Source organism: Paenibacillus sp. NMA1017 (assembly GCF_058895805.1).
On record NZ_JBZXYR010000005.1, the window covers coordinates 219,729 to 232,143 of the forward strand.

The 12,415-nt window shown below is 47.2% G+C and carries 12 protein-coding genes and 1 pseudogene; 5 read left to right on the plus strand and 8 right to left on the minus strand.

Features of this window, described 5'->3' with window-relative positions:
* The first annotated feature begins 29 nt into the window (after positions 1–29).
* Positions 30–1,442 (plus strand): type III PLP-dependent enzyme domain-containing protein, encoded by a 1,413-nt coding sequence (locus AC5ELV_RS15260; protein WP_493430857.1) that lies wholly within the window; start codon positions 30–32, stop codon positions 1,440–1,442.
* A 213-nt stretch (positions 1,443–1,655) separates the two neighbouring features.
* Here the strand turns inward: AC5ELV_RS15260 and AC5ELV_RS15265 are convergent, their stop codons facing one another.
* Genes AC5ELV_RS15265 through efeO form a run of 3 tightly spaced genes read right to left on the minus strand, consistent with a single transcriptional unit; the run spans position 1,656 to position 5,757 of the window.
* The gene (locus AC5ELV_RS15265) at positions 1,656–3,485 is read right to left on the minus strand and encodes an FTR1 family iron permease (RefSeq protein ID WP_493430858.1); all 1,830 of its coding nucleotides are present in this window, start codon (positions 3,483–3,485) and stop codon (positions 1,656–1,658) included.
* 24 nt (positions 3,486–3,509) lie between these two features.
* A complete protein-coding gene (gene efeB, locus AC5ELV_RS15270) occupies positions 3,510–4,874 on the minus strand; it encodes an iron uptake transporter deferrochelatase/peroxidase subunit (protein ID WP_493430859.1) in 1,365 nt (454 codons plus the stop codon).
* A 4-nt stretch (positions 4,875–4,878) separates the two neighbouring features.
* On the minus strand, positions 4,879–5,757 hold the full coding sequence (gene efeO / locus AC5ELV_RS15275; protein ID WP_493430860.1) for an iron uptake system protein EfeO: 879 nt from the start codon (positions 5,755–5,757) through the stop codon (positions 4,879–4,881).
* A gap of 305 nt (positions 5,758–6,062) precedes the next feature.
* Between efeO and AC5ELV_RS15280 the strand changes: the two genes are divergently transcribed.
* A complete protein-coding gene (locus AC5ELV_RS15280; RefSeq protein WP_007431813.1) occupies positions 6,063–6,290 on the plus strand; it encodes a helix-turn-helix domain-containing protein in 228 nt (75 codons plus the stop codon).
* 557 nt (positions 6,291–6,847) lie between these two features.
* Here AC5ELV_RS15280 and AC5ELV_RS15285 read toward each other — a convergent pair.
* Positions 6,848–7,249, minus strand: a complete 402-nt coding sequence (locus tag AC5ELV_RS15285) for a retropepsin-like aspartic protease (RefSeq protein ID WP_493430861.1) — start codon at positions 7,247–7,249, stop codon at positions 6,848–6,850.
* Positions 7,246–7,506: a hypothetical protein gene (locus AC5ELV_RS15290; protein ID WP_493430862.1), complete on the minus strand. Its 261-nt coding sequence runs from the start codon at positions 7,504–7,506 to the stop codon at positions 7,246–7,248. The genes AC5ELV_RS15285 and AC5ELV_RS15290 overlap by 4 nt, the downstream gene beginning before the upstream one ends.
* 505 nt (positions 7,507–8,011) lie before the next feature.
* On the opposite strand from AC5ELV_RS15290, the gene AC5ELV_RS15295 reads away from it, so the two are divergent.
* From AC5ELV_RS15295 to AC5ELV_RS15305, 3 genes are all read left to right on the plus strand, one after another.
* Positions 8,012–8,494, plus strand: coding sequence for a hypothetical protein (locus AC5ELV_RS15295; protein ID WP_023990049.1), 483 nt, complete (start codon positions 8,012–8,014; stop codon positions 8,492–8,494).
* Between the two features lie 168 nt (positions 8,495–8,662).
* On the plus strand, positions 8,663–9,154 hold the full coding sequence (locus AC5ELV_RS15300; RefSeq protein WP_013311697.1) for a hypothetical protein: 492 nt from the start codon (positions 8,663–8,665) through the stop codon (positions 9,152–9,154).
* A gap of 156 nt (positions 9,155–9,310) precedes the next feature.
* Positions 9,311–9,697 carry a hypothetical protein gene (locus tag AC5ELV_RS15305; protein ID WP_493430946.1) on the plus strand — a complete coding sequence of 129 codons (387 nt, stop codon included), beginning with the start codon at positions 9,311–9,313 and terminating at the stop codon, positions 9,695–9,697.
* 73 nt (positions 9,698–9,770) lie between these two features.
* On the opposite strand, the gene AC5ELV_RS15310 is transcribed toward AC5ELV_RS15305, so the two are convergent.
* From AC5ELV_RS15310 to AC5ELV_RS15320, 3 genes and pseudogenes are all read right to left on the minus strand, one after another.
* Complete coding sequence (locus AC5ELV_RS15310) at positions 9,771–10,436, minus strand: methyltransferase domain-containing protein (RefSeq protein ID WP_493430947.1); 666 nt, start codon at positions 10,434–10,436, stop codon at positions 9,771–9,773.
* Positions 10,437–10,502: 66 nt separating this feature from the next.
* A pseudogene (locus AC5ELV_RS15315) lies at positions 10,503–10,634 on the minus strand (putative RNA methyltransferase); the annotation flags it as partial.
* A 244-nt stretch (positions 10,635–10,878) separates the two neighbouring features.
* Positions 10,879–12,234 (minus strand): dipeptidase, encoded by a 1,356-nt coding sequence (locus tag AC5ELV_RS15320; RefSeq protein WP_493430863.1) that lies wholly within the window; start codon positions 12,232–12,234, stop codon positions 10,879–10,881.
* Positions 12,235–12,415 lie beyond the last annotated feature (181 nt).

The window sequence follows — 12,415 nt, forward strand, 5'->3', positions numbered from 1 at the left end:
AAGGCAAAGAGAGGAGGGGAATTCAGTAGATGGATAAAAAGGACGAAGCCTTGCTGGAGCGTTTCGGCGAGCATCATACACCATTTTACTATTATGACGGGGACGCGCTGCATGCCCACGTCAGCTCGTTGCTATCCCGATTGCACCCGGCCGTGCGTGTACATTACGCGCTCAAGGCTAATGGTAACGTAGCCTTGGCTGGGTTGCTGCGCTCGTTAGGTTGTGGGGTTGAGATTGCTTCTGCTGGAGAAATGTTCGTCGCTATGGAGGCCGGGTATGCTGCGAAAGACGTACTTTACGCCGGACCGGGAAAAACAGTAGCCGAGCTGAACGAGGCGGTAGCCTATGGAATCGGCTGTATTCATGTCGAATCGGTGAGGGAGCTGTGTCTGTTGGAGGACATTGCTGCCCAAGCGGGCCAGTTTGTCAGGGCAGCAGTTCGTATCAATCCCGATAACGATCTGTCTGGAGCAACGATTAAAATGGGCGGCGTTCCGCGCCCCTTTGGAGTGGATGAAGGGCAGCTGGATCACTTTTTTAAGGTGCTGGAAGATTGCCCGCATGTCCATTTTCAAGGTATTCAAGTATATACAGGCACGCAAATGCTGAAAGCAGATCAGATCTTAGCTTCGTTTGCGAATACGCTGCAGTTGGCAGAACGGGTACAGGCTCAGTATGGTGTGGCAATGCATACGATCAATTTGGGCGGCGGGTTTGGTGTACCTTATTTTGCTCATGAGCAACCGCTCGATATGGATCACGTCATTGACGGACTGAACGCACTCGCGGAGCAGACTCAAACCCGCATGCCCGGGGTGAAGCTAATCATCGAAAGCGGCAGGTATCTGGTTGCTCAATCGGGCATGTATGTCTGCCGGGCATTGTATACAAAGGAATCCAAGGGGGAGAAGTTTGTCGTCGCTGATGGTGGCATGAATCACTACGCCGCAGCTACTTTTCGAGGACGCCGCATTAGGGACAACTACCCGGTGCGCATTATGCGCAGGCAAGCGGAAGAATCGAAAGAACCCAAAGAACGAGAAGTAGAAGCAACCCTATGGATGGGGCAGAGAGACGCTTCTGCTCAAACGGCTGTTGCTGTCGAACAATCTTTAGAAGAGGTTCCAAACCGAATAGAAGGACCTCTGGAAGAAGCATCTATGGAGTTTGAAACGGTAAGCATTGTCGGTCCGCTTTGTACACCCGAGGATTGTATTGTGAAAAAAGCGCAGCTTCCTCCGATTCACGAGGGTGATTATATTGCTTTTCCGAATGCAGGTGCCTATGGATTAAGCTATAGTCCACTACAATTTCTGGGACATGCTACCCCGGCGGAGCTGCTCGATTTTCGTGGTGAGGTGCATGTCATTCGTGAACACGGTGACCGCGCGGACCTGCTGCATCATCAGCGCATGATTCCGTTGCCTGAGGATGTGCTGTAAGTGAGCATTTTGCATAAGTCCCAAGAGCGTTTTCAAATCAGCAATATATAGATCGAAACGCTTTAGTTCGTCTATATATTGTACTTACGAGTGTTGGGAATCGAATGATGCAAAATGCTGAAGTATGTAAAAAAAACGCCAAACTCATAGGAACCGATACAAAACGGACCTGTGATTTGGCGTTTTTTACATGATGAGTAGGGTAGTATCGACTTAATGTTGCTTGGAGCTGCGCATTTCCTGACGCACAAGCTGCCAAACCATAAAGATCAGTACAGCGACTTGTGGGACAAATGTTTCCCAAGTCGGATACATTCCCAGCCAGCTAATGGACGGAAGCGAGGAGGCAGTGTGCCCCGGAAGCTTGCCGGCCACCTGAAGCGAATGAATACTTTCGCCCAGAAATCGGAATACGAGATAGTAAATCAGTACAGTCGCAGTCAGGAAAAAGGCGCGAATGGGCAATCGTACACTGAACTTAATGATCGCAAACGCTAGAATGACTAGAATAACCGTCGCCGAGCCAATGCCGATCAGCAATTGCGAGGTTTCGATGGCTGGAGCCATACCGACATAAAAGATAGCTGTCTCGGCTCCTTCACGCAGAATTGCGAGCGCAGAAACCGCAAATAGCGACCACAGGCTTCCCCGTGCCAGCGCGTTGCCCACGCTGTTTTCCACAAAGCGGTTCCATGCGGCAGCATTGGACTTGCTATGCAGCCAGCTACCAACGGTCAGCATCAGCACGACCGCCACCAGCCCGGTGACACCTTCCAGCAGCTCACGCATGCTGCCTGATGCGGCAGCTGCCACTAGTGTGGTGAACAGCACCGCCAGAATTCCGCTTAGCACCAGCCCCGTTCCGGCTCCTGCCCATATCCATCGTCCAGCCACGGCTTCGCCGCTTTTTTTGGCATACGCCAGTAGAGCTGCGAGCACGAGGATGGCCTCCAGACCCTCACGCAGCAAAATCAGTGCGGCATCCCACGCAGTGTAAGAACGTTCTTCCGTCAACGGACGGAGCCTGTCCAGCATCTGATCAAGAGTCTGAATGGCTTTGTCCGTATTCGGTGGAGAAGACAGCAGATATCCCGAAGTTTCGGTCATTTCATTTTCAATCGCAGTGTAAGACGTCGGGTCGGAAATTTGTACATGTCCTTCGACGGAAGGCCACAAAGCGATAAATTGCATTACCTTGTCAGCCGCCTGCTCTGTTTGATTAGCTACAGCATCTTGGCGTGCGGATTCGAGCAAGGTGACTGCATCGCCCAAGGAAGCTGCCGAACCATTCGCCGTTCCGGCAGCCGTATTGCCTGCATCTGTTCCTTGGTCTGTGCTCACAGACTTACCCTGACTATAATCAGACAACAGAGTCGTTAACTCCTGCATTTCCTTGAGAGCCTGTTCTTGGCGAATAGGCTCAGCTTGCATGGAGATGCGGATGAGACTGATTTTAGTTTCGAGCGAACTGTATACCGGGAAATTGTCCAAACGGATCGGTGTCTCCACCTGATACCAGTCTTTGACGATTCGATCGTAATCCACCCGAGCAGTAGCCCAATCGCCTTTTTGCATGGCGGCCAGACTGCCCTTCGCCATAGGAAGCAGTTTTTCCGCTGCTTTGGCTCCAGCCGGGGCTGGTTTGTCCCCTTCGGCAGCAGTGACGTACTCATTGACCGAGCGCGCCAGCACGGATAAGGCAGCTTTCGCTGGTTCCCCGCCGCCACTGACGAGTGTCTGCTCCGCATCGATGAGTGCTTGATCTACAGCCGCGATGTGAGCTGAATCTCCGCCATTCGTTTTGGCGGTCTCCCACAGTGTGCGGAATTCTTTCAGATCCTTGGAGGCTTCCGCCCATTGGGCTTGTCCCGCCTCAACCAGTGCTCCGCCCACCACAGGCATCAGCTGATCATTGGTGACAGCTTTGGCATCTGTTTGTGCAAAAGCGACCGACCCGGAGCCGGAAATGAATGGAGTTATGGTCAGTAGCAGAACTGCCACCAGCACAAACACCCATCCCAAGCTTTTATTGCGCCGATTCATATAAATCCCCTTCCTTGCCTGCTGCTAAAATAACGTATCCCCGATGTAGCCGCCTTGCGATACACCCGGGAAGCAGGCGAACACCGCACTGCCTTTGTGTACAATGTATTCGTTCAGCTTGTCGTTGCGTGCAAGCTTCTCCTGAATATGAACGAACTGCTTGAACAGATCACGCTGGTAGCTGATGAACAGCAGCCCGGCATCTAGCTGTCCTGTTTGCTTGTCCAATCCACTTGAATACGAATAAGATCTCCGCAAAATATTAACGCTCCCGTCCCCATGAGCCAAAGCCACATGAGAGGTGGGAGGAGTGACTGGCTTGCCTTCCGGATTTTTGGCCGCCAGATCAAGCTTGTCGAACTCCTTGACCTTGCCGAGTGGGGCCCCGCTGCTGCGATGACGTCCAAAAGTATCCTCCTGGTCGCCCAATGTGGAGCGATCCCACACCTCTACCCGCATGCGTACACGGCGTACAGCCATATAGCTGCCGTCGCCCATCCATGCTGGTCCGTCACTGGTCTGTGTCCACACCAGCCGATTCATCTCGTCTGCCTTGGAGGTGTCCGGGTTCCCCGTACCGTCCTTGAAGCCCAGCAAATTGCGCGGTGTGCTTCCCGCAGGATCAGCTTGTGCTGTCCGCTGGAAGCCTTCCTGCGTCCAGCGAAGCACCGCCGTTCCTCTGGCGATACGCGCCAAATTACGCAGGGCATGGAAAGCGACCTGCAAGTCATCGGCACATACCTGTACTCCGATATCGCCGCCGCACCATTGCTCCTCCAGGGCATCCCCTTGAAAACGGGGCAGCTCACGGAACCCGGCAGGTTTAAGCCCTGCCAGGCCGTATCGTCCGTCAAAAAAGGATGGACCCACACCAAAGGTGATCGTCGTGCGGGATGGCGACAATCCTGCCGCCTCGCCCGTATCAGACGGAGGGAGGTTGAGATTTTCATTATCGTTGCCAATCAGCACGCCAGAAGTCATTGTAGCGCTTGCTTCTGTCCAGGCTTTGAAGAGGCTACGCACCTGTTCCTTATCGCTGGTTGTTAGATCGAAAGCGGCGAAGCAGATGAAATCCTGTGCCGGAGTCACAATACCTGCCTGATGCTTTCCGTAAAAAGGGATTACATCTTTGGTATCCGCATCCGTCATCATGCTTTCGAGACGTTGACCGGCTGACAGCACGGCTCCCACGCCCCCGCCGCCAAGCAGGAGACCTAGTCCACCTACCCCGGCCAGCTTCAATAGGTCTCGACGTGATACGGATTTGCTTTTTCCTGACGACTTATCATCCACTAGCTTCGCATCCTTTTTTACCAGATCGGCCTGTTCATTATGAGATTCCGCATACTGCGGCTTTTCTTGCCCTTTTTGCCGCTTAAAGCCTTTCATATCATTACACTCCTAACAATTTCCCCATTTGGGACAACGGTTCTGCCAAGGCATCGAGGTTTTGGCTCAGCTTTTTAACTTCTTCCGGTTTCAGTTTTGTATACGATACATAGCCTTCTCCGTCCTTAAAAGGAGCCAACTCCTGCTGTAAGGCCGTAAAGCGCTCACCGATTTGTTTTTCCAACGTCGCATCTTTTTGGTTCAGATCTGTTTTCAAAATGTCATATATCTTTTGTGCGCCTTCTACATTGGCAGCAAAATCGTACAAATCCGTATGGGAATATCGTTCCTCTTCACCCGTCACCTTCGAGGTAGAGACTTCATTCAACAACTCGACTGCACCCGTTACCATCAGGCTGGCGTCAATATTAACTGTTTCTACTTTGGCACGCAGCAGCTTGGCATCACTCAGCAGTCGGTCGGAAAACTCGTCCAATCCTTTGGTTGTGTTCTCTTCCCATAATGTTTTTTCAATCCGGTGAAAGCCGCGCCAATCCGCTGCATCCACATCACCGTCACGTGCATCAATATTTGGGTCAAGATCACCCAGCGCTTCTGCAATTGGTTCAATCCGTTCATAGTACATGCGTGCAGGAGCATACAGCGCCTTGGCTTTATCCAGCTCTCCAGCTTTGACCGCGTTCGTGAATTCTTCTGTCTTCTTCACAAACGTATCGCATTGCTCGATGGCATAGGTGCGGTAAGCTGCTACCGCTTGGTCAAAATTGGGAGCAGAAGCGGCAGGAATCGTGGTCTGTGTTGTTGCTCCTGCATCTTTGGTCGTTGCAGCAGGCTGCTGAGTAGCAGTTCCGGTTTGTCCGCAACCTGCGAACAGAATAGAAGAGACCAGCACTCCTGCCGGTACGGCATAACGTAGTTTCATAATCAATGAACACCCTTTCTGGCCAAACTGGCCCTGAACCATAGTCTGTTGCGCGATATCTATATCGAATTTTTATTTTGATAATGATTATCAGTCGCGGTTTTTCTTATCATAAGGCTGGCCCATATGCCTGTCAATACATAATTTAGACACAAAGTTCAATTCATCTTTATGGCTGTAAGTAAGGTGCCTATGCCCATTTTTATCCGCATATTGAACCATACCTGAGCACATGACATAAAATGTGTTGACTGTATCCCTTAACCTTGTTACACCACACAAAACCCGAGCAAGGAGGGGTGAAATTGACGAAGGGTAACGACCACAAAAACAAGTTTTTGTTAACTCACCGTGAACGTGAAGTATTTGAACTGCTCGTGCAGGACAAAACAACACGTGACATCGCCGGACAGCTATTTATTAGCGAAAAAACGGTCCGAAACCATATTTCCAATGTAATGCAGAAACTGAACGTAAAAGGTCGTTCACAGGCGGTCGTGGAATTAATCAGGCTTGGCGAATTGAAAATCTGACCTCTCGTTCCTTGCGGGGTACAAAGTCTTCTCGATGATCCTTCGACAGTGAAGGGTGGTCGGGAAGGCTTTTGTTTTCCAAGATGGATATTATAGGATAGGAGAATGAGAGGTTGCGATGAACGTAAAACAAGCGAGTGTCTTAGAAATAGACATTCGCTTGTTTTGATCATTTGTAGTTTAAAAATCATAATCGAGTAGCTGTTCCTGGCAGTTAGCTATTCTTGATAGCTCCGATTTGGGATAGCCGAGTCGCTTTGTTTTTTCACTGCACATCCAGCAGGAACAATGGATTTTCCCCTTGGAGAATATGCCGTTAAATTTCACAACCCATCCCCATTGTGCTGAAAGACGTTTTTTACGCTGAATAACCCGTTTCCTGTGGTGTCTAAAATAAGCTTGATTACGATTTTTTTGGTTAGGCTTGATTACCATCACGCTCCCTTGGGAAAAGGCTCAGCCCGCAGGAGAAACCAAGGGTATAAGTAATACTTCTACGGGCTGAGCATGATGGTAATCAGATTTAAAGGAAGAGACATGTGGCCACCTGCTTAGAATTAGTTTAAAGGTGAAAGTGAGGAGTGGATATTCATTAAATCAAAGTCAACAATTAATTTTGTTTTTAGCATAAAATCAATGCCTAATATGCCATCAAATCCATATGGTTCTTGAATAGAGCTTAGTTGAATTGGAAATGTATCTAATTGAATATCACCGATTTTCAGATGAGGAATTACCTGCTCGTAGCAAATTTCACTTGTACCGCCCACCCCGTATATCCGCTTTGCTCTCCCATTAATGAAATCAATGTGAATGCCGATTTGGGCAAGTAAATCCGTATCAAACACGGTTGCAGCGCATCCTGTATCGAACAATACGTTTGGTAATAGAACAGTTTGGTCGTGATGTCTCAAAGTTAAGGAAACAATTGGCAAACCATTATAGAGGTTAATCTTCATGTACGCTGTCGTACTCCTGAGAAAAACTCTTCTACAACCTCGACATCGAATCGACTGGTATGAAACACATACAGTTCGCGTGACGGATACAGTTTGTGAAATTGTTTATACCCGCTCCAAGCATCTTTCGGGTTATCGTAATCCTGAATAACCGCCATGTCTTCAAGATTGCGCACGTGATTATTTGAACTGGCTTTTATAGCCTCAATTAACACAAATCGCCTCGGATGTGATTCGGCAATTTCTTCCCATTTCAACGACTTCACCTTGCTCTTTTTGCTTTATTTTATTATAACATAACCGGGGGGACGGCAAGGAACGGAGAACTTAATCTATTATGCCATCCAGAGTCATTCTGAATTTATTTAGTGTGGTCAGTCCCGTAACCCTTTTAAAAAGGATGAAGACTTTTGTTTTGCAGAATAACCACTGAAATATGTGGGAATTTGCGTGTAAATGATGTACTATATAATAGAAGGAAGAAACTACCATTAGAGATCATAGTTCAACTAACAGGAGTGATCATATAGAAGGATGTACCACAAAGTTATACTAAGATAGAAATGCATCTAGTGATAATCTATGAATGAAATACAAATATAACTCCTCTGCAAAAGCAGTATTCAGTATGAAGACAGGATGGAAGATGGATTGAAGAAGAATCACAAGGCAGAAAAAGCTCATTGCTTCAGGTAGTAGGAAGTAGCTTTTGCCTAGAGCTACCTGTGGTATATTCTTGATCGGAGGTGAATGTTAAGACATATGACACCCAACCAACACTTGATGACTTATACGCTGAACAGCGGTATAAAGGGAACTGTCGACCTAACCAGTAAGCAGGTGCAGGAATGGATCAAAGCATATCGAATTGGCAGCAAGTTTGTAACGGTTGTGGGGAAACAGTATTTTGGTTTAAACCCTGAGTTAGTAGCAGATTTCAAGGTACATAATGAATACTCGGAGCAGAGAGAACACATATCCATAATACAGCCTGTAATGGAACGCAAAGCTGTAGAACTGGACCCACTGGTAGAGGCGTACAGCCAGTATAAAACATTAATTCAGGTAGAATGTAAATGTGGTGCTTCCTATATAGAAGAGTCACCTCATAAAAGAACCAAGTGGTCATGCAAGGAGTGTAATAACATTGTGTTCCTGGATCGTAAAAAGGGCATGGTGGATACAGATAAAGGCAAGGCATGGTACATGACCAACAAATACTACGTGGAAAGACAAAGCAACTGACAGATTGTCAGTTGCTTTTCTAACAGACTCGCACGCGTCTTTGTATGCTTGTTTCACCCTATATTAAATCCATACCTGGAAGTGATACTAAATCTTTTGCCAAATAATAAAATTGATGTTTTTTGCGCTTTGTAGTACATTATCAAGTGTATTATAAGGAGGCTTCTCATGTACGGACATAGACAAGATGATACTTTATACATCATGACTTACACATTAAATAGTGGTATCAAGGGCACAGTGCCTTTGTCTAATCAACAGATACAGGAATGGCTTGAGTGTTACAGAATCGGCAAGAAATTTGTAACCGAGATTGGCAAAGAGTACTTTGGACTGCATGCGGAACTAGTAGCTGATTTTAAAGTGCATAATCAGTATTCAAGCTATCAGGAGGTTATTATCCCGATTCAACAGCCGGATACTGGCCTAAAAGAGTTGTCCCAGGCTTACAAATCAACAGAAACCTTAATTAAAGTAGATTGCAAATGTGGTACATCGTATGTAACAGAATCTCCCTTTAAGCGGACCAAGTGGTACTGCACCAAATGCCGGGAGATTGTTTTTCTCGACAACAAAAAGGGAATGGTGGATACTTCCAGAGGTAAGGCCCATTATATGACCAATAAGTATTTTGTGGAACGGGAAACAACTGGCGTATAAGCCGGTTGTTTTTTTGTTCGTAAGGTTTGTTGTATGTCCTGACTTTTCAAAGCCGATTGCGCTATAGTGAAAAAGGGGAAAGATAAAGTTGATATAAACGATAGTCAGGTGGTGAACGTCATCCGGGAAGATCATACGAATGGTGCAAGAAACCGCATGAGCACGAATAATGTGTACATACACGAAACGCTTCATTTGGAACAAATCATAAGTGACCTGCGGGTGATGGGCTATGTGGCTTTTCATCATCATCCGCAAATCACAGGTGGGCTTGAAGAGCTGGAGGCGTTAAAAAAACAGCTACTGTCGTTTTTTCAACAGCATCATGTATTGTGGATTGAGCTTGATCCGCTAACACAATATGTGGTGGTGAACAACATGGGAAAGGCCACAGTGCTGAAACTCATGGGTCGGAAAATGAACCCGCTACGGGATCTAAGAGCAAACGCTGCTTTGGCTGGACAGCCGCTGCATGAGTTGGATCGAGAGATAGAACGGCTCAATCGGCTGGTTCACCTGTTGCGCTACACCCGTTTTTCTTAAGCGACGGGACTAACGTAAAAAAAAGCATTCACGAAGTATGGATGATCCCATGCTGTGAATGCTTTTTGGTATTCTATTTTTTACCGCATAAGATGAGCAAATCTACTGTGACATACGATAAATCTATTTCCTGCACTCGCTGCCAGTCTGCTTCCGTAGCTCCCCACGATAAGGGAGTCATATGGAGCAAAGGCTCCACGAGGTCGGCATTTAACATAAAGCGATAGGTTACTCGTTCGGCGGATAGAAGATTAAATTGATCTTTAAATCGGCTTAATGTATTGTCATTTGAATAAGCTGGCTTTTTCTGTTCATACAAACATCTCAATTCCTGAAGATAATATTGTTCGGGAATGACCTTTAGGACGCAGCCGTCCTTCGAAAGAATCCTTTTAAATTCAGCATAATTAGAAGGGGACAGAATATTGAGTATACCGTCGAATTGTTGATTTGAAAACGGACAATGAGCCAGATCGGCAACACACCAGAGGGTATGAGGATATTTTTTGGATGCGGCCACAATACCTTCTTTAGACAGATCCATACCTACGCTTGTAAGCTCGGTGATTCCCTTCCAGGTTAGCTTATCCTGAATGTGGCTCAAATGAGAGCCTTCCCCGCAACCTGCATCCAGCAAGTAAAGGTGTGATTTTTGATTAAACAGCGGCTTCATAAACCTCATTATAGTGCTGCTTATGGCTTCATTTAAGGGATCGAAAAATCCGCTATTGCAGATCATTCTTCTGGAGGTAAATAGTTGTTTATCATATTTGGTTTTATAGGACCGGGCGGATAAATGTAGATATCCGTATTTTGAAAGATCATAGCAATGCTGATTCGTACATAGGAGGCTTTTACCTTCCACCATACGCATCGGTTGAGAGCATAGAGGACACCTAAAGAGATGTTGATGCTTCCCAATTAGGCCAGCCCTCATCTCGTGTTTATTCCATTTGGACACAGAAAAGCACCCCGTTCATTCGTATTTGGTGAATGAAAAAGGCACAGTCAAATAGACCCAACGCATTTTTCGGAAAAATGGTTGAGTTTTACATGAACTGTACCTCACATTACCGTAAACGAATGAACTGAATAATCATATTGTGCAGCGCTCCTCTAAAAAAATAGAAAGGGCTTTCGCCCTCTCTATTGTAACTTAGTCATAAGAAGTTGTCATGTACTTATACCGATTTCAAAAACTCCACAATCGTCAGCAGACCCTTGTCGAAATTGTCCAAGTTAAAATGCTCGTTTGGCGCATGCAGGTTCTCATCCGGCAAGCCGAAACCCATCAGCACGACTGGGGCAGTCAGCACACGGGAGAAGGTTTCCACGATTGGGATGGAGCCTCCATCTTTGGTAAAGAGGGCACGCACACCGTATACCTTCTCAAAAGCATCGGCCGCCGCTTGCAGAAACGCGTGGGACGGGTCGATGTTAAAGGCGTTCGCTTTTTCACCCTGTTGAATATCCAGAGTAGCTCCAACTTGAACATGAGCGCGTAAATGGCGCTCGATTTTGTCCAGAATGTCTTGCGGATTCTGGTTAGCCACCAAGCGGCATGTGATTTTAGCGTGAGCTTCCTTCGGAATGACCGTTTTCGTGCCTTCCCCTTGGAAGCCGCCGTATACGCCGTTCAGTTCCAGTGTCGGACGAGCCCCCACACGCTCAACGAAGCTGAATCCTTCTTCGCCATAGAGGGAATCAAGTGCAAGGTCTTGTTGCAGCTTGCTCTCATTGAAGCCTTGCTTCACGAATTCTTCTCTCATCTCTGCAGATAATGGAGCAACATCGTCGTAGAATCCTTCGACGCTTACGCCGCCTTTGTCGTCATGCAGGGTTGCCAGCAAGGACACCAGAGCATGCAGGGCATTCGGCACGCCGCCACCGAAAGAACCGGAATGTAGATCTGTGTTCGCCGTGTGAATGGCGACTTCCAGTGAACATAGTCCACGCAAACCTGTGCAAATGGCAGGCTTCCCTTTTTCGATCAAGGAAGTGTCGGACACCAGTACAGCATCCGCTGCCAGACGTTCAGCTCCGGTTTGCAAAAACTCAAGCAGGTTCGGACTGGACACTTCTTCCTCGCCTTCAATGCAAAATTTGATGTTCAGCGGCAATTTGCCTTCCTGCTTCAAAATGGCCTCAACTGCCTTAATGTGCAAGAAAACCTGTCCTTTATCATCTGTCGCTCCGCGCGCATACAACTTTCCATCACGGATGGATGGCTCAAACGGTGGGGTTTCCCACAGGTGAAGCGGGTCTACGGGTTGTACATCATAGTGTCCATACACGAGGATCGTTGGTTTACCAGGTGCGTGCAAATGATCCGCATATACCAGTGGGTGCCCTTTGGTTGGAATGATTTCAACGTTTTCCAGACCGGCAGCAGTCAGTTTGGCAGCCAGCCAATCAGCTGCTTGGTTAATGTCCTTTTTGTGTTCCGATAATGCTGAGATACTCGGAATGGACAACCACTCCTGTAACTCGCCCAGTTGTTGCTCTCTGGCTTTTTCAAAATATTCAGAATAACTCATAAACTATGTATCCTCCTTTTTCAATGTAAATCGTGTGAATGTTGCGCTATCCTCCGAACCGAGGTCGTGGACGATATGTCTAGTTTACTACGTTTTGTGCTGAACGAAAAATAGGGAGATAAAAAAACGATTCTACCCAGGTCTGTCCAGACCTGAGCAGAATCGCTCTTAACCAAGCATA